The sequence below is a fragment of the Streptomyces sp. NPDC051563 genome (assembly GCF_044454225.1).
Taxonomy (GTDB): domain Bacteria; phylum Actinomycetota; class Actinomycetes; order Streptomycetales; family Streptomycetaceae; genus Streptomyces.
In genome coordinates this window covers 192,087-209,289 of sequence record NZ_JBITDL010000001.1, presented here as the reverse complement: position 1 = coordinate 209,289, position 17,203 = coordinate 192,087, and the positions used below count along the sequence as shown (strand labels likewise).

General features: G+C 68.9%; 15 protein-coding genes. 7 read left to right on the top strand and 8 right to left on the bottom strand.

Annotated elements, in window-relative coordinates; genetic code table 11:
- Positions 1–4: 4 nt before the first annotated feature.
- Positions 5–1,468: a replicative DNA helicase gene (gene dnaB, locus ACIA8F_RS00995; RefSeq protein ID WP_351371810.1), complete on the bottom strand. Its 1,464-nt coding sequence runs from the start codon at positions 1,466–1,468 to the stop codon at positions 5–7.
- 452 nt (positions 1,469–1,920) lie between these two features.
- Between dnaB and ACIA8F_RS00990 the strand changes: the two genes are divergently transcribed.
- On the top strand, positions 1,921–3,258 hold the full coding sequence (locus ACIA8F_RS00990) for an MATE family efflux transporter (RefSeq protein ID WP_399376040.1): 1,338 nt from the start codon (positions 1,921–1,923) through the stop codon (positions 3,256–3,258).
- A 169-nt stretch (positions 3,259–3,427) separates the two neighbouring features.
- Here ACIA8F_RS00990 and rplI read toward each other — a convergent pair whose 3' ends face one another.
- The 4 genes from rplI to rpsF all read right to left on the bottom strand — a co-directional run bounded on the left by rplI (position 3,428) and on the right by rpsF (position 5,138).
- The gene (gene rplI, locus ACIA8F_RS00985; protein ID WP_243331152.1) at positions 3,428–3,874 is read right to left on the bottom strand and encodes a 50S ribosomal protein L9; all 447 of its coding nucleotides are present in this window, start codon (positions 3,872–3,874) and stop codon (positions 3,428–3,430) included.
- 18 nt (positions 3,875–3,892) lie between these two features.
- Entirely contained in the window at positions 3,893–4,129 is a 237-nt protein-coding gene (gene rpsR / locus ACIA8F_RS00980) for a 30S ribosomal protein S18 (protein WP_005315025.1), read from the bottom strand.
- 43 nt (positions 4,130–4,172) lie between these two features.
- Positions 4,173–4,775 (bottom strand): single-stranded DNA-binding protein, encoded by a 603-nt coding sequence (locus tag ACIA8F_RS00975; protein ID WP_399376039.1) that lies wholly within the window; start codon positions 4,773–4,775, stop codon positions 4,173–4,175.
- A 72-nt stretch (positions 4,776–4,847) separates the two neighbouring features.
- On the bottom strand, positions 4,848–5,138 hold the full coding sequence (gene rpsF, locus ACIA8F_RS00970) for a 30S ribosomal protein S6 (RefSeq protein ID WP_015034882.1): 291 nt from the start codon (positions 5,136–5,138) through the stop codon (positions 4,848–4,850).
- A gap of 250 nt (positions 5,139–5,388) precedes the next feature.
- Here rpsF and ACIA8F_RS00965 point away from each other — a divergent pair, with 250 nt between their 5' ends.
- The 3 genes from ACIA8F_RS00965 to ACIA8F_RS00955 all read left to right on the top strand — a co-directional run bounded on the left by ACIA8F_RS00965 (position 5,389) and on the right by ACIA8F_RS00955 (position 8,048).
- A complete protein-coding gene (locus ACIA8F_RS00965; protein ID WP_383939955.1) occupies positions 5,389–5,703 on the top strand; it encodes a hypothetical protein in 315 nt (104 codons plus the stop codon).
- Between the two features lie 128 nt (positions 5,704–5,831).
- On the top strand, positions 5,832–6,950 hold the full coding sequence (locus ACIA8F_RS00960; RefSeq protein WP_266879257.1) for a peptidoglycan bridge formation glycyltransferase FemA/FemB family protein: 1,119 nt from the start codon (positions 5,832–5,834) through the stop codon (positions 6,948–6,950).
- A gap of 66 nt (positions 6,951–7,016) precedes the next feature.
- Positions 7,017–8,048 carry an alanine racemase gene (locus ACIA8F_RS00955; RefSeq protein ID WP_399376038.1) on the top strand — a complete coding sequence of 344 codons (1,032 nt, stop codon included), beginning with the start codon at positions 7,017–7,019 and terminating at the stop codon, positions 8,046–8,048.
- 1 nt (position 8,049) lies between these two features.
- On the opposite strand, the gene ACIA8F_RS00950 is transcribed toward ACIA8F_RS00955, so the two are convergent.
- Together ACIA8F_RS00950 and ACIA8F_RS00945 are read right to left on the bottom strand one after the other, a co-directional pair.
- The gene (locus ACIA8F_RS00950) at positions 8,050–9,510 is read right to left on the bottom strand and encodes a glycosyltransferase family 87 protein (protein ID WP_399376037.1); all 1,461 of its coding nucleotides are present in this window, start codon (positions 9,508–9,510) and stop codon (positions 8,050–8,052) included.
- A gap of 90 nt (positions 9,511–9,600) precedes the next feature.
- Positions 9,601–12,147: a transglycosylase domain-containing protein gene (locus tag ACIA8F_RS00945; RefSeq protein ID WP_399376036.1), complete on the bottom strand. Its 2,547-nt coding sequence runs from the start codon at positions 12,145–12,147 to the stop codon at positions 9,601–9,603.
- Positions 12,148–12,422: 275 nt separating this feature from the next.
- On the opposite strand from ACIA8F_RS00945, the gene ACIA8F_RS00940 reads away from it, so the two are divergent.
- The 3 genes from ACIA8F_RS00940 to ACIA8F_RS00930 all read left to right on the top strand — a co-directional run bounded on the left by ACIA8F_RS00940 (position 12,423) and on the right by ACIA8F_RS00930 (position 15,543).
- A complete protein-coding gene (locus tag ACIA8F_RS00940) occupies positions 12,423–13,025 on the top strand; it encodes a PadR family transcriptional regulator (protein WP_250738617.1) in 603 nt (200 codons plus the stop codon).
- Positions 13,026–13,074: 49 nt separating this feature from the next.
- Positions 13,075–14,157 carry an inositol-3-phosphate synthase gene (locus ACIA8F_RS00935; protein ID WP_250738618.1) on the top strand — a complete coding sequence of 361 codons (1,083 nt, stop codon included), beginning with the start codon at positions 13,075–13,077 and terminating at the stop codon, positions 14,155–14,157.
- A gap of 105 nt (positions 14,158–14,262) precedes the next feature.
- On the top strand, positions 14,263–15,543 hold the full coding sequence (locus ACIA8F_RS00930) for an MFS transporter (RefSeq protein WP_399376035.1): 1,281 nt from the start codon (positions 14,263–14,265) through the stop codon (positions 15,541–15,543).
- A 62-nt stretch (positions 15,544–15,605) separates the two neighbouring features.
- On the opposite strand, the gene ACIA8F_RS00925 is transcribed toward ACIA8F_RS00930, so the two are convergent.
- Complete coding sequence (locus tag ACIA8F_RS00925) at positions 15,606–17,072, bottom strand: CCA tRNA nucleotidyltransferase (protein ID WP_399376034.1); 1,467 nt, start codon at positions 17,070–17,072, stop codon at positions 15,606–15,608.
- Between the last annotated feature and the right edge of the window lie 131 nt (positions 17,073–17,203).

Sequence of the window (17,203 nt, the reverse complement as noted above, 5' to 3'; positions counted from 1 at the left end):
GATGCTACGTGTTGGCCATGTCCACGAACCGCGAATAGTGGCCCTGGAAGGCCACGGTGATGGTGGCCGTCGGGCCGTTACGGTGCTTCGCCACGATCAGGTCCGCCTCACCGGCCCGGGGGGACTCCTTCTCGTACGCGTCCTCGCGGTGCAGCAGGATCACCATGTCGGCGTCCTGCTCGATCGAGCCGGACTCACGCAGGTCGGAGACCATCGGCTTCTTGTCGGTGCGCTGCTCGGGACCACGGTTCAGCTGCGACAGCGCGATCACCGGGACCTCCAGCTCCTTCGCCAGGAGCTTGAGGTTTCGGGACATGTCCGAGACCTCCTGCTGGCGGCTCTCGGGCCGGCGCGAGCCGCCCGACTGCATCAGCTGGAGGTAGTCGATGACGACGAGCGAGAGGTCGCTGCGCTGCTTGAGGCGGCGGCACTTGGCCCGGATCTCCATCATCGACAGGTTGGGGGAGTCATCGATGTAGAGCGGGGCCGCGGAGACGTCCGGCATCCGGCGGGCCAGCCGGGTCCAGTCGTCGTCCGTCATCGTGCCGGAGCGCATGTGGTGCAGGGCCACCCGGGCCTCCGCCGAGAGCAGGCGCATCGCGATCTCGTTGCGCCCCATTTCGAGGGAGAAGATGACGCTGGGCAGATTGGCCTTGATGGAGCAGGCACGGGCGAAGTCCAGCGCGAGGGTGGACTTTCCCATGGCGGGGCGGGCCGCGATGACGATCATCTGGCCCGGGTGCAGGCCGTTGGTCAGCGAGTCCAGGTCCGTGAAGCCGGTCGGCACGCCCGACATCTGGCCGCTGCGCGAACCGATCGCCTCGATCTCGTCGAGCGCGCCTTCCATGATGTCGCCGAGCGGCAGGTAGTCCTCGGATGTCCGCTGCTCGGTGACGGCGTAGATCTCGGCCTGGGCGCTGTTGACGATCTCGTCGACGTCCCCGTCGGCGGCGTAGCCCATCTGCGTGATCTTCGTACCGGCCGCGACCAGCCGGCGGAGGACCGCCCGCTCGTGGACGATCTCCGCGTAGTACTCGGCATTGGCCGCCGTGGGGACCGACTGGACCAGGGTGTGCAGGTAGGGAGCCCCGCCGATCTTGCTGATCTCACCGCGCCGGGTCAGCTCGGCGCTGACGGTGATCGGGTCGGCCGGCTCGCCCTTGGCGTAGAGGTCGAGGATGGCCTGGAAGATCGTCTCGTGCGACGGGCGGTAGAAGTCGTGCCCCTTGATCACCTCGACCACGTCGGCGATCGCGTCCTTGGACAGCAGCATGCCGCCCAGGACCGACTGCTCGGCGTCGAGATCCTGGGGCGGGACCCGCTCGAAGCCGCCGCCACCGCCGTCCCAGGAGCCGCCCTCGCGGTCCCGGTCGTTCTTCTCGTCCCCGCGGCCACGGCCTTCGCCGCCCCGGCGCGGACGGGCGGGCAGACGGTCACCAGGACCGCTGTCGGCCCAGGGGTCGTCCATGGGCTCGGACATGCTCACCGGGCCGCCTCCTCCCGTCCGCAACGCGGACCTTGCCGTGTCACTCTTTCTACGACACGGCTCTGACATTTGGGGCACCCGAATCGGCTTTCGGCGAGTCGGACAACGACCCACGGTAGGGCCGGGAGCGACGTCAGCCAATCTTGTTATCCACAGGCTGTGTGGATGAGGTGTGGATGACGACGCCAATGCTGTGGGTAACTCCCCGGAAGCTGTGCACGGACCGGGGGACGGTGCTGTGGACAAAATCACCTGCCCTACCCACCTACCCCACCTGACCTGGCATTTCTCCCTCCACCGGCTGTGGGGGAGAAAATTCTTCGCCACTGTCTCAAGATCGCCTCCAATGAGGTGGGACGAACGCTCGAATCGGCGTATCAGTAAGGACTCCAGGGCCCTTGCGTCTATTACCTGTGGAAGATTAGATTGAGCACATGAGACTGGCCCCCACCGCACCGAAGGCTGCCCCGAGACGGCACGACCGCGAGATCCTCGCACTCGCCGTCCCCGCCTTCGGCGCCCTCGTCGCCGAACCCCTCTTCGTGATGGCCGACAGCGCCATCGTGGGCCACCTCGGCACCCCCCAGCTGGCCGGTCTCGGCATCGCCGCCGCACTCCTCACCACGGCCGTGAGCATCTTCGTCTTCCTCGCCTACGCCACCACCGCGGCCGTCGCCCGACGCGTCGGCGCGGGCGACCTCCAGGCCGCCATCCGGCAGGGCATGGACGGCATCTGGCTCGCCCTGCTCCTCGGCGCGGTCGTCGTCGCCGTCGTGCTGCCCACGGCGCCCACCCTGATCTCCTTCTTCGGGGCCTCCGACACCGTCGCCCCGTACGCGGTCACCTACCTGCGGATCTCGGCCCTCGGCATCCCGGCGATGCTCATGGTGCTCGCCGCCACGGGCGTCATCCGCGGCCTCCAGGACACCCGCACGCCGCTGTACGTCGCGATCGGCGGCTTCGCCCTCAACGGAGCCCTGAACGTCGCCCTCGTCTACGGAGCCGGACTCGGCATCGCCGGCTCCGCCTGGGGCACGGTGATCGCTCAGTGCGCCATGGCCGCCGCCTACCTCGTCGTGGTCGTCCGGGGCGCCCGCAGGCACGGCGCCTCCCTGAAGCCCGACGCCGAGGGCATCCGGGCCTGCGCGCAGGCCGGCGCTCCCCTGCTGGTCCGCACCCTGTCCCTGCGGGCCGTCCTGCTGATCGCGACCGCGGTGGCCGCACGGCTCGGGGACGCCGACATCGCCGCCCACCAGATCCTGCTCTCCCTGTGGAGCCTGCTCGCCTTCGCCCTCGACGCGATCGCGATCGCCGGGCAGGCCATCATCGGCCGCTACCTCGGCGCGGGCGACACCGACGGGGCCAAGGCCGTCTGCCGCCGCATGGTGCAGTGGGGGATCGCCTCCGGCATCGTCCTGGGCCTCCTGGTGATCGCGGCCCGCCCGGTGTTCATCCCGCTCTTCACGAGCGATCCCGCCGTGGAAGACGCCCTCCTGCCGGCGCTGCTCGTGGTGGCCCTCTCACAGCCCGTCTCCGGCATCGTCTTCGTCCTCGACGGCGTCCTGATGGGCGCGGGCGACGGCCGCTACCTGGCCTGGGCCATGCTCCTGACCCTCGCCGTCTTCACCCCGGCCGCCCTGCTCGTACCGTCCCTGGGCGGCGGCCTGACGGCCCTGTGGTGCGCCATGACGCTCATGATGCTGGTCCGGATGGTCACCCTCCAGCTGCGGGCCCGCTCGGGACGCTGGCTGGTCGCCGGAGCCACCCGGTAGGCAGCAGCCCGCCCCGGGGCCCGCCCGGGGCGATGTTTCACGTGAAACATCCACCGAAAACGGCTGAACCAGCTGCTGAACCAGCGGCTGAAGCAACACCCGGAGCAACTGCCGGAGCAACGAAGAAGGGCCGCACCCCCACAGGGGTGCGGCCCTTCATGCGCAGCCCTTAGGCGGCGACGACCTCGATGCCGACGGTCGCGGCCACGTCCGCGTGCAGACGCACGGAGACCTGGTACGAGCCGAGGGTCTTGATCGGGGAGCCCAGCTCCACGCGGCGCTTGTCGACCTTCGGGCCACCGGACGCCTCGATCGCCGTGGCGATGTCGGAGGGCGTGACGGAACCGAAGAGACGACCGGCGTCACCCGCGCGGGTGGCCAGACGGACCTTGACGTTCTCGAGCTTGGCCTTGAACTCGTTGGCCTGCTCGATCGTCGCGATCTCGTGGATCTTGCGGGCGCGGCGGATCTGCGCCACGTCCTTCTCGCCACCCTTGGTCCAGCGGATCGCGAAACCACGCGGGACCAGGTAGTTGCGGGCGTAGCCGTCCTTGACGTCGACGACGTCGCCGGCGGTGCCGAGGCCAGAGACCTCGTGGGTCAGGATGATCTTCATTATTCGGTCACCCTTTCCTTATCGCGCGGTGGACGTGTAGGGCAGCAGTGCCATCTCACGGCTGTTCTTCACAGCCGTGGCGACGTCACGCTGGTGCTGCGTGCAGTTGCCGGTGACGCGGCGGGCACGGATCTTGCCACGGTCGGAAATGAACTTCCGCAGCATGTTCGTGTCCTTGTAGTCCACGTACGCGGTCTTGTCCTTGCAGAACGCGCAGACCTTCTTCTTAGGCTTGCGCACAGGCGGCTTCGCCATGGTGTCTCTCCTGTGAAATCAAGAAGTGGGGGTGCGAGCTGCCCTAGAAGGGCGGCTCGTCCGAGTAGCCACCGCCGGAGCCGCCGGAGCTTCCGCCCCAACCGCCACCGCCGCCGCCCTGCTGCTGGCCGCCGGCCGGCGCACTGGACGCCCAGGGGTCGTCGGAGGGAGCTCCGCCGCCCTGGGGGGCGCCGCCACCGGGGGCTCCGCCCCAGTTGCCGCCGCCGCCGCCCTGCTGCTGACCGCCGCCACCGCCGCCGTATCCACCCTGGCCACCGCGACCAGTGGTCTTGGTGACCTTGGACGTGGCGTTCTTCAGGCTGGGGCCGACTTCCTCGACGTCCAGCTCGTAGACCGTGCGCTTGACACCCTCACGGTCCTCGTACGACCGCTGCTTCAGCCGGCCCTGCACGATGACGCGCATGCCCCGCTGAAGGGACTCGGCGACGTTCTCAGCCGCCTGGCGCCAGACCGAGCAGGTCAGGAACAGGCTTTCGCCGTCCTTCCACTCATTGGTCTGCTTGTCGAAGGTGCGGGGAGTGGACGCGACACGGAACTTCGCGACCGCCGCACCCGAGGGGGTGAAGCGCAGCTCGGGGTCGTCGACGAGATTGCCGACGACCGTGATGACGGTCTCGCCTGCCATGGATGAACCTCTCGGCGGGGATTGCTGCTGGGCTGCTGTGCTACTCGGTCCCGATTACCGCTGAACCGAAGTTCAGTGGGTCTCGGGGCGAAGGACCTTGGTCCGGAGAACCGACTCGTTCAGGTTCAGCTGTCGGTCAAGCTCCTTGACGACCGCAGGCTCGGCCTGGAGGTCGATGACCGAGTAGATGCCCTCGGGCTTCTTCTTGATCTCGTAAGCGAGACGACGACGGCCCCAGGTGTCGACCTTCTCGACCTTTCCGTTGCCCTCACGGACGACAGAAAGGAAGTTCTCGATCAGCGGGGAGACAGCGCGCTCCTCGAGATCGGGGTCGAGGATGACCATCACTTCGTAGTGACGCATGTGGAACCCACCTCCTTTGGACTCAGCGGCCACGGTCGTTCCGTGGCAGGAGGGTCGTGATGCGTGCGCACGGCATCTGCAGAGCAGACACCGCGCAGCTGTACAGACTACCTCCTCCACTCCTTCCGGTTGAAATCCGGCAGGAGGAGGCCACAATCTGTATGCATCGGGTGTGCTCGGTGCTATGCCTTCGGCTCCTGCCGCGGGAAGCCCGCAGCACCGCTCTGCTGCAGCCAGGAGGTGCCTTCCGATGGCACAGGCAATGCGTCCTCAGTCCTCCATCTCGCTCTTCGCGACCGACGGCAAGCCCCATCCGCTCCAGGACACCCTGGTGGCCGTCACCCTGGTCCTCGGCGCCGTGGCGTTCGTCACGGGCTTCTTCCACCACCTGCACCTGCTCAGCTCCTGGACGGGGCTGATCGGGATCGTCACCGGGCTCTACGGCCAGTTCATCTCCGTCACGACACGCGAGCGCACAGCACTGATCATCGGCCTCGGAGCCTCGGCCATCGGCTTCTTCCTCGGCATGGCGCACGGCGGTCTCTTCGGCGGCTGGCTGGGCTGACCGGGTGTCTCGCGACGGGGCGCCGGCCTCCCACCGGCCCAGGCACGGCCTGTCCCCCAGATGGGTGGCGCCCCCGTCGCAGTAGGCTTCGCGCCATAGCCAGCGAAGCCGCCGAGGAGACGCCCCGCATGAGCCTGTCCCTGAGGACCATCAGCCGAGAGCAGCACCTGGGCTACCTCCAGAGCCTGCCCTCGGCTAGCCACTGCCAGGTCCCGGCGTGGGCCGACGTCAAGAACGAATGGCGCTCCGAGAACCTCGGATGGTTCGACCAGTCCGGCGAACTCGTCGGCGCCGCACTCGTGTTGTACCGACAGCTGCCCAAGGTGAAGCGGTACCTCGCGTACCTCCCCGAGGGCCCGGTCATCAACTGGTACGCCCCCAACCTCGAGGAGTGGCTCCAGCCGATGCTGGCGCACCTCAAGCAGCAGGGCGCCTTCACCGTGAAGATGGGCCCGCCCGTCGTCATCCGCCGCTGGAACTCGACCGCCATCAAGGCCGGGATCCAGGACCCGGAGGTCAAGCGCCTGCGCGACGTGGAGGCCTCGGTCATCGAGCCCCGCGCCTTCGAGGTCTCCGACAAGCTGCGCCGGATGGGCTGGCAGCAGGCCGAGGACGGCGGCGCCGGCTTCGGCGACGTCCAGCCCCGGTACGTCTTCCAGGTACCCCTGGCCAACCGCTCGCTGGACGACGTCCTCAAGGGCTTCAACCAGCTGTGGCGCCGCAACATCAAGAAGGCCGAGAAGGCCGGCGTCGAGGTCGTCCAGGGCGGCTACGACGACCTGCCGACCTGGCAGAAGCTGTACGAGGTCACGGCCGAGCGCGACAAGTTCCGCCCGCGCCCGCTCAGCTACTTCCAGCGCCAGTGGACGGCCCTCAACTCCGAGGACCCCAACCGGATGCGGCTCTACATCGCCACGCACGAGGGGGAGCCGCTGGCCGCCGCCACGATGCTCACCGTCGGCCAGCACGTCTGGTACTCGTACGGCGCCTCCGCCAACCACAAGCGCGAGGTCCGCCCCTCGAACGCCATGCAGTGGCGCATGCTGCGCGATTCCTACGCGCTCGGTGCGAGCGTCTACGACCTGCGCGGCATCAGTGACACCCTGGACGAGAACGACCACCTGTTCGGCCTGATCCAGTTCAAGGTCGGCACGGGCGGCGAGGCCGTCGAGTACGTCGGCGAGTGGGACTTCCCGCTCAACAAGCTGCTGCACAAGGCCCTCGACATCTACATGTCGCGTCGCTGACCCAGCTCATCCACACACACCGCACCGCTGCACCACGCAGCTTTTCGAGAGAGGCTCCGGACGGGCATGGCGCTCACGCTCTACGTCGACACCGCGCGCTGGCGTGCGCACCAGAAGCAGATCCAGGACCAGTTCCCGGGGATGATCCCCGTCTGCAAGGGCAACGGCTACGGCTTCGGTCACGAGCGGCTCTGCGAGGAGGCGACCCGGATGGGCGCCGACGTCCTCGCCGTCGGCACGACCTACGAGGCCGCCAGCATCAAGGACTGGTTCGGCGGTGACCTGCTCGTCCTCACCCCGTTCCGGCGGGGCGAGGACCCGGTGCCGCTGCCGGACCGGGTCATCCGCTCGGTGTCCTCGCTGGACGGGGTGCGCGGCCTGGTCGGCGCCCGTGTGGTCATCGAGTGCATGAGCTCGATGCGCCGGCACGGCATCTCCGAGCAGGAGCTCGGCCAGCTCCACTCGGCCATCGAGGACGTCCGGCTGGAGGGCTTCGCCCTGCACCTGCCGCTGGACCGCCCGGACGGCTCGGACGCCGTCGAGGAGGTCATCGGCTGGATGGACCGGCTGCGCGCGGCCAGGCTGCCGCTGCACACCATGTTCGTCAGCCACTTGAAGGCCTCGGAGCTGGCGCGGCTGCAGCAGCAGTTCCCGCAGACGCGCTTCCGGGCCCGCATCGGCACCCGGCTGTGGCTGGGCGACCACGAGGCGACCGAGTACCGCGGGGCGGTGCTGGACGTCACCCACGTCTCCAAGGGCGACCGGTTCGGCTACCGGCAGCAGAAGGCCGCCTCCGACGGCTGGCTGGTCGTCGTCGCCGGCGGCACGTCCCACGGAGTCGGCCTGGAGGCCCCCAAGGCCCTGCACGGGGTGATGCCCCGCGCCAAGGGCGTGGCCCGCGCGGGCCTCGCCACCGTCAACCGGAACCTGTCGCCCTTCGTGTGGGCGGGCAAGCAGCGCTGGTTCGCCGAGCCGCCGCACATGCAGGTGTCCATCCTGTTCGTGCCGTCGGACTCGCCCGAGCCGAAGGTCGGCGACGAGCTGGTGGCGCACCTGCGCCACACCACCACGCAGTTCGACCGGGTGCTCGACGCCTGAGTCACTCCCCGGGGCGTACGCCCCAGTCCACGCGCTGCCCCTCCGAAGGCGCCGCTTCCTGCGGCGCCTTCGGCGTGCGCGGGAGCGTGAAGACGTCCTCGGCGCCGTCCAGGACACCCCCGGAGGGGTCGTCCGAGCCGTCGCGCCGCACCACGTCCCGGTCGGGCAGCAGGATGTCGCGCACGACCACCGCGCACAGGTAGAGCGTGCACAGCAGGTGGGCCGTGATCGCCAGCTGGTAGCCCTCCAGGGGCAGGCCCTGGTGCTTGTCCCCGCTGGTCGTGTAGGCGAGGTAGAACCAGATCCCCAGGAAGTAGACGACCTCGCCGGCCTGCCAGACCAGGAAGTCCCGCCAGCGCGGCCGGGCCAGCGCGGCGAGCGGGATGAGCCAGAGCACGTACTGCGGCGAGTAGACCTTGTTGACGAGGATGAAGGCGGCGACCAGCAGGAAGGCCAGCTGTGCGAAGCGGGGGCGGCGGGGCGCGGTGAGCGTGAGCAGTCCGATGCCCGCGCACAGCAGCAGCGTCAGGCCCGTCGCGTAGGTGTTGGCGCCTTCGAGGGGGTTCCCGGAGCGCTGGGAGATCAGCAGCCACACGGAGCCGAAGTCGATGGGCCGCTCCTGGCTGAAGGTGTAGAACTTCTGCCAGCCCTCCCAGGCGAAGAGCATCACGGGCAGGTTCACCACGAGCCAGGCGACCACGGCGCCGCCGACGGCCTCGCCGAACGCCCGCCACTTCCCGGCCCGCCAGCAGAGCACGAACACGGCTCCGAGCAGCAGGACGGGATAGAGCTTGGCCGCGGTGGCCAGGCCGATCAGGACGCCGAAGGCCACCGTTCTGCCCCGGGACCACATGAGCATCGCGGCGGCGGTCAGCGCGATGGCCAGCAGGTCCCAGTTGATGGTCGCGGTGAGGGCGAAGGCGGGTGCGAGGGCGAAGAGCAGCGCGTCCCACGGCCGCCGGCGGTGGGTACGGGCCACGCACACCGCGATCACGGCGGCGCAGACCATCAGCATGCCCGCGTTGACCATCCAGTACATCTGCTCCCGGTGCTGCATGGAGCCGCTGCCGGGGGTCATCCAGGAGGCGATCTCCATGAAGAGCCCGGTGAGCACCGGGTACTCCAGGAACTGCATGTCGCCCGGGATCCGGTCGAAGTACGGGGTGAGGCCGTCGGCGAAGCCGCGGACCACGTAGAGGTGCGGGATGTCCGAGTAGCAGGCGTGGGTGTACTGGGAGCCGGCCCCGCGGAACCACGCCCAGTCGTAGCAGGGCAGCTTCTGCACCATGCCGAGTGCGAACATCCCCAGGGCCACGAGCACGACGACCCGCACCGGGGTCAGCCAGTGGCCGCCCAGCCGGGCGTAGCGGCCCAGCGGGCCGCCGATGAGCTCGCTCCCCGCGGCGGCCACCTCGTCCTGCTGAGTGGGCAGTACGGGGCTGTCCTCGTGCACCTTCGTCATGCGCACATCCTGCCGTACGGCGCCGCCCACGGGAGAGGGCCGCCGCACAAGGTGCGACGGCCCTCTCCCGTCCTGTTCCCGGGCGCCCGGTCAGCCGCCCGTGGAGCCCCCTATCGGGAAGCCTCCGTTGCCGCCGCCGTTCGTCATGCCGCCGGGCCGGCCGCTGCCCGACTTGCTGGCCGAGGGCGAGGGCGAGCGGGACGTACTGGGGCTCGGGTCCGGCTCGCAGATGGCCCACGGCTTGCAGGTCGGCTTGCCGCCGCTGCGCGAAGGGCTCGGGCTGGGGGACGGGGAGTTCGACGGGGACGGCGAAGGGGACGGCGAGGGCGAGGGGGACGGCGAGGGGGAGGGCGAGGGAGCGCCGGAGGCGTCCGCGACCACGCCGATCTCGTCGGGCTCCGGGAACTTCGACTCCGGGACGCCGTTCAGCGCCTCCTTCATGTACTTCGTCCAGATCTCGGCCGGGATGTCACCACCGTGGAGGGAGGGAATGCCCGCCACGCCCCGCATGGAGATCAGTTCCTTCTTCGCCGCGCTGGGGTCCGAGCGGAACAGCGCCACCGAGGTGGACAGCTCGGGGGTGTAGCCGACGAACCAGGCCGACATGTTCTTGTCGGTGGTACCGGTCTTGCCCGCGGCGGGCCGGCCGAGCTTCTTGGCCTTCGTGCCGGTGCCGTTCTCGACGACGTTGCGCAGGACCTTGGTGATGTTGTCCGCGACGGAGTTGTCCATGGCCCGCTGGGCCTTGGGTGCCTCGAAGCCGGGGACGTCCCTGCCGTTCTTCTGGACGCTGCGCACCGAGTACGGGTCGTGGTGGGTGCCGGAGGCGGCGAAGGTGGCGTACGAGTCGGCCATCCGGATGGCGCTGGGGGTCGAGGTGCCCAGCGCGAAGGAGGCGTTGTCGTTCGGGTCGAAGGACTCCTTCAGGATGCCGGTGGACTCGGCGACCTGCTTCACCTTGTCGTGGCCGACGTCGAACACGAGCTGGGCGAAGGGGACGTTGATGGACTTCTCCATCGCCTCGTTCAGGGTCACGTAGCCGTAGGCGGCCGGGTTCTCGTTCTTCTGCCGGAACGGCTTGCCGGAGCCGTCGCGCAGCGGCTGGCCCGCACGGTTGTTGATGACCGTGAGGTCGTTCGCCTGGTACTTGCTCTCGGCCGAGATCCCCTTGCCCTTGGAGTTCTGGGTGCCGTACTGCATGGCCGCCGCCAGTACGAACGGCTTCCAGGTCGAGCCGACCTGGACACCGGAGGTGTTGGCGTTGTTGTTGAAGTGCTTCTTGTCGATGCCGGGGCCGCCGTACAGGGCGACGAGGGCTCCGGTCTTCACGTCCACCGAGGCCGCGCCGAACTGCACGAAGGTGTCGGTGTCGGGCCGCTTCTTCTCGTCGATCAGTCCGTCGCGGGTGCCCTCGACGGCCTTGACCAGCGCGTCCACCTTGGTCTTGTCGAAGGTGGTGTGGATCTGGTAGCCGCCCTTGGCCAGGTCCTCGACCTTGATGCCGTTGGTCTTGAGCATGTACAGCTTGGCCGTCTCGACCAGGTAGCCGATCTGGCCGGACATGCCGGCGGCTTCGGGAGCGTCGATCAGGGCGGGGAACTCCTTGAACTGGTCCCGCTCGGCCTTCTGCATGCGGCCGACCTTGACCTCGCGGTCCAGCACCCAGGCCCAGCGCTCCTTGGCCCGCGCCGTGTTCGCTTCGGGCGTGGCCGCGGTACCGATGCCGCCGTCGGGGTTGTAGAGGTTCGGGCCCTTGAGCACGGCGGCGAGGAAGGCGCTCTCGGAGGGGGTCAGCTGGTCGCAGTCCTTGCCGAAGTAGGCACGGGCGGCGGCCTGGATCCCGTAGGCGTCACGGCCGTAGTAGGCGGTGTTCAGATAGCCGGCGAGGATCGTGTTCTTCTCCTCGCTCACACCCAGCTTTATCGAGATGAAGAGCTCGGTGACCTTCCGCTTGAGCGTCTGGTCGGAGTCGAGGTACGTGTTCTTCACGTACTGCTGGGTGATCGTCGAGCCGCCCTGGGTGGATCCGCCCTTGGCCATGTTCCACACGGCGCGGGCGATGCCCATCGGGTCGACGCCCTTGTCCGAGTCGAAGGACTCGTTCTCCGCCGCGATCACGGCATTCTGCATCGAGCGGGGGATCTTCCCGATGGGGACGATCTGGCGGTTCACCGATCCGCCGGTCGCGACCATCTGGGTGTCGTCGGCCCAGTAGAAGACGTTGTTCTGCGCATCGGCCGTCTTGTTCGCGTCGGGCTTGTTCACCATGGCGATGCCGATGCCGGCGCCCGCCGTGATGATCGCGAAGAAGCCCAGGGCAGTGCCGCAGACGAGCTTCCAGGAGGGGACGAACCGCTTCCAGCCGGTCTTCTCGCCGCGCGGGTAGTTGATGAACCGCTTGGGGCGGCCGGCGCCCGCGGCGCCCCTGCCCCGTCCTGCCGGGGCGCGGCCGGCGGATCTCCGGGCGTCCGACCGGCCGCCGTGACCCGGCTGCTGTCCGTACGGCCCGCTGGGGGACGCGGTGGGGACGTCACGCCCGGAACCGGCGCCCCTGGCGGGGCGCTGCTGGGCGGCCTTGCGGGCGGCTGCGCGGCCGCCGCCCTGGGGCTGTTGCGGTTTGCGGCGGTGCTCGCTCATCGAACGACTACTCCTCGGGCAGGCGAGTGGCCTGGAAGCGGCAGGTGAGTTCCGGTCCCCCCGGTGTCATGGCGCACAGACTACGCACGCGCAAAAGCCAATCAGTGCCGAAGTTCACCCCAAATCAGGCAACTTGCCTCAGGCAAATCAGTGATGTGACGCCGGTCACCGTGTCACCACTTGTAGCCGAGGGCTACCCGTTCTATCGTCTGGATGTATCGAGCCGATACATCAGCTCGACATAAAGACTCCGAGGCGGGGGAAAGGGCAGGCGGATGAGCAGGCGCTCAGGCATCCTCGAGTTCGCTGTTCTCGGCCTGCTCCGCGAATCCCCCATGCACGGTTACGAGCTGCGCAAGCGGCTCAACACCTCGCTGGGAGTGTTCAGGGCGTTCAGCTACGGGACGCTCTACCCCTGCCTCAAGACGCTCGTCACCAACGGCTGGTTGATCGAAGAGCCGGGCAATGCCCCGGAAGACGCTCTCGCCGCTTCACTCGCAGGGCGCCGCGCCAAGATCGTCTACCGGTTGACGGCAGCAGGCAAGGAGCACTTCGAGGAGCTCCTCTCCCACACGGGCCCCGATGCCTGGGAGGACGAGTCCTTCGCCGCACGCTTCGCCTTTTTCGGCCAGACCGAACGAGACGTGCGCATGCGGGTACTGGAGGGCCGTCGCAGCCGCCTTGAGGAGCGCCTGGAGAAGATGAGCGCCTCGCTGGCTCGCACACGCGAGCGGCTCGACGACTACACGCTCGAGCTGCAACGCCACGGCATGGAATCCGTGGAGCGCGAAGTGCGCTGGCTGAACGAGCTCATCGAGAGTGAGCGGGCGGGACGGGATCAGAGACGACCCGGTCCGTCCGACGAAACTGCAAAGTGAGGTCTGCATCTCGCAGGCCTCGTCCGAGAACAAACAGGGAGCAACCGGAATGGGTTCGGTTCGCGTAGCCATCGTCGGCGTAGGCAACTGCGCCGCCTCGCTGGTGCAGGGCGTCGAGTACTACAAGGACGCCGACCCGGCGGCCAAGGTCCCCGGTCTGATGCACGTCCAGTTCGGCGACTACCACGTGAGCGACATCGAGTTCGTCGCCGCGTTCGACGTCGACGCGAAGAAGGTCGGCCTCGACCTTTCGGACGCCATCGGCGCCAGCGAGAACAACACCATCAAGATCTGCGACGTCCCGAGTGCGGGCGTGACCGTTCAGCGCGGCCACACCCTGGACGGTCTGGGCAAGTACTACCGCGAGACGATCGAGGAGTCGGCCGAGACCCCGGTCGACATCGTCCAGACCCTTCTGGACCGTCAGGTCGACGTCCTGATCTGCTACCTGCCCGTCGGTTCCGAGGCTGCGGCGAAGTTCTACGCCCAGTGCGCCATCGACGCCAAGGTCGCCTTCGTCAACGCCCTCCCGGTCTTCATCGCCGGCACCAAGGAGTGGGCCGACAAGTTCACCGAGGCCGGTGTCCCGATCGTCGGCGACGACATCAAGTCGCAGGTCGGCGCCACCATCACGCACCGCGTGATGGCGAAGCTGTTCGAAGACCGCGGTGTCCGTCTTGAGCGCACCATGCAGCTCAACGTCGGCGGCAACATGGACTTCAAGAACATGCTGGAGCGCGACCGCCTCGAGTCGAAGAAGATCTCCAAGACTCAGGCCGTCACCTCGCAGATCCCCGACCGCGAGCTCGGCGAGAAGAACGTCCACATCGGCCCGTCCGACTACGTGGCGTGGCTCGACGACCGCAAGTGGGCCTACGTCCGCCTCGAAGGCCGCGCCTTCGGCGACGTTCCGCTGAACCTCGAGTACAAGCTCGAGGTGTGGGACTCCCCGAACTCCGCCGGTGTCATCATCGACGCGCTGCGCGCCGCGAAGATCGCCAAGGACCGCGGCATCGGTGGCCCGATCCTGTCGGCCTCGAGCTACTTCATGAAGTCCCCGCCGGTGCAGTACTTCGACGACGAGGCCTACGCGAACGTCGAGAAGTTCATCAAGGGCGAGGTCGAGCGCTAGTCGGACCCCGGCGTCCGCAAGGACACCTGGACTTCGGCAGTTCTTCCGCGGAGGGTCCCCGGGCAATGTGCCCGGGGACCCTCCGCGTATGTGACCCTTTCCCTCATGGCTGTCGTACGTGATCTGCGCGTACTCCTGCGTCTGCGGGACTTCCGCAACCTGCTCGCCGTACGGCTGCTCTCCCAGGCCGCCGACGGGGTCTACCAGGTCGCACTGGCCGCCTATGTCGTCTTCTCCCCCGAGAAGCAGGCCTCGCCCGCGGCCATCGCCTCGGCCATGGCGGTGCTCCTGCTGCCCTATTCGGTGATCGGCCCCTTCGCGGGAGTCCTGCTGGACCGCTGGCGCCGCCGCCAGGTCTTCCTCTACGGCAACCTGCTGCGGGCCTTCCTCGCCTGCGTCACCGGGATGCTGATCGTCGCGCACGTTCCCGACTGGCTCTTCTACGCCTCGGCCCTGTCCGTGACCGCGGTCAACCGCTTCGTCCTGGCCGGGCTCGCCGCCGCCCTGCCGCGGGTCGTCGCACCCGCCCAGCTGGTCACCGCGAACGCCCTCTCACCCACCGCGGGAACGCTCGCCGCCGTCGCCGGCGGGGGCCTGGCCTTCCTCGTCCGCGTCCTGGCCGACGACTCCGACGCCCTGGTCGTCCTCCTGGGAGCCGGCCTCTACCTGTGCGCGGCCCTGGCCTCCCTGCGCCTGGCCCTGGAGCTCCTGGGGCCCGACCACCCTCCCGGGCGGATCAACCCGACGGTCCGCGAGGGGGTCGCCCTCACCGTGCGGGGCCTGGCCGAGGGCCTGCGCCACCTGGCCTCCCGGCGGGAGGCGGCCCGGGCGCTCACCGCCATGACCGTCATGCGGTTCTGCTACGGGGCCCTGTTCGTCACGCTGCTCATGCTCTGCCGCTACGCCTGGTCGGACAACGAGGCCGACGGACTGGCCCTGCTGGGCATCACGGTCGGCGTCTCGGGGGCCGGGTTCTTCGCCGCGGCCCTCGTCACCCCCTGGCTGGTGGGCCGGCTCGGCGCCCTCGGCTCCATCACCCTGTGCGCCGCGGGCGCCGCGGTGCTGGTGCCGGCGCTCGGCCTGTTCTTCGCACCGGGACCGATGCTGGTGGCCGCCTTCGTGCTGGGCCTGGCCACCCAGGGAGCCAAGATCTCCACCGACACCCTCGTGCAGTCCCAGGTGGACGACGCCTTCCGCGGCCGCGTCTTCTCCCTCTACGACGTGCTCTTCAACGCCGCCTTCGTCGGCGCCGCCGGGGTGGCCGCCCTCGTGCTGCCCCTCGACGGGCACTCCGTCTCCCTGATCCTCGGGGTGGCGATGCTCTACGCCGTGACCGCGGTGCTCCTCATGCGTCAGGGCGATGTTTCACGTGAAACATCGCCCTGACCGCAGTACCACCGGCGCCCCGCCCTCGATGTTTCACGTGAAACATCGAGGGGCTCGGGCCCTCAGGCCTGAGCGGCCCACCACTCCTTGAGGGCGGCCACCGCGGCGTCGTGCTCCATGGGACCGTTCTCCAGCCGCAGCTCCAGCAGGAACGCGTACGCCTTGCCGATCACCGGGCCGGGGCCCACGTCGAGGACCCGCATGATCTCGTTGCCGTCGAGGTCGGGCCGGATCGCGTCCAGCTCCTCCCTCTCCTGCAGCTGGGCGATGCGCTCCTCCAGACCGTCGTAGGTGCGGGAGAGCGCGTTCGCCTTGCGCTTGTTGCGCGTCGTGCAGTCGGACCGGGTCAGCTTGTGCAGGCGGTCCAGCAGGGGCCCTGCGTCGCGGACGTAGCGCCGCACGGCCGAGTCGGTCCACTCCCCGTCCCCGTAGCCGTGGAAGCGCAGGTGCAGCTCCACCAGCCGGGACACGTCCTTGACCATGTCGTTGGAGTACTTGAGCGCGGTCATGCGCTTCTTGGTCATCTTCGCGCCCACCATCTCGTGGTGGTGGAAGGAGACCCGTCCGTCGCTCTCGAACTTGCGGGTCCGGGGCTTGCCGATGTCGTGCAGCAGGGCCGCGAGCCGCAGCACCAGGTCCGGGCCGTCCTCCTCCAGCGCGATGGCCTGTTCCAGCACGATCAGGGAGTGGTCGTAGACGTCCTTGTGCCGGTGGTGCTCGTCGCTCTCCAGCCGCAGCGCCGGCAGCTCGGGCAGCACGTGCGCGGCCAGCCCCGTGTCCACGAGGAGGCCCAGGCCCTTGCGCGGGTGCGCGGACAGCATCAGCTTGTTCAGCTCGCCCTGGATCCGCTCGGCCGAGACGATCTCGATGCGGCCGGACATCTCCGTCATCGCCGCCACCACGTCCGGGGCGACCTCGAAGTCGAGCTGCGCGGCGAACCGCGCCGCCCGCAGCATCCGCAGCGGGTCGTCGGAGAAGGAGTCCTCGGCGGTGCCCGGGGTGCGCAGCACGCCCGCCCGGAGGTCCTCCAGACCGCCGTGCGGGTCCACGAACTCCTTCTCGGGCAGCGCGACGGCCATCGCGTTCACCGTGAAGTCCCGGCGGACGAGGTCTTCCTCGATGGAGTCGCCGTAGGAGACCTCGGGCTTGCGCGAGGTCCGGTCGTAGGACTCCGAGCGGTACGTGGTCACCTCGATCTGGAAGCTTCTGTCGGCGTCCCCGACGCGGGCCTCCTTCTGCGCCCCGACCGTGCCGAAGGCGATGCCGACGTCCCAGACCGAGTCGGCCCACGGCCTGACGATCTTGAGAACCTCCTCGGGCCGGGCATCGGTGGTGAAGTCGAGATCGTTGCCGAGGCGCCCGAGCAGCGCGTCGCGGACGGACCCGCCGACCAGGGCGAGGCGGAAACCCGCCTCCTGGAAACGGCGGCCGAGCTCGTCGGCGACAGGGGCGATCCGCAGCAGTTCGCTCACCGCGCGGGCCTGCCCGTGATTCAGGACACTGGGGTTGTCTTCGTTGGCGTTCGGCACAACAGAAAAGGGTACGTGCCCGGCCCGCCGCGAGCTCCCGTGTTTTGCGGCCACCCCGGCCCACGGCCGCTCCGGGGCGGGCCCGATCATGTGGAGCAAGGCGCGGCACTCGCGCACAGCGGGCCTCGTTA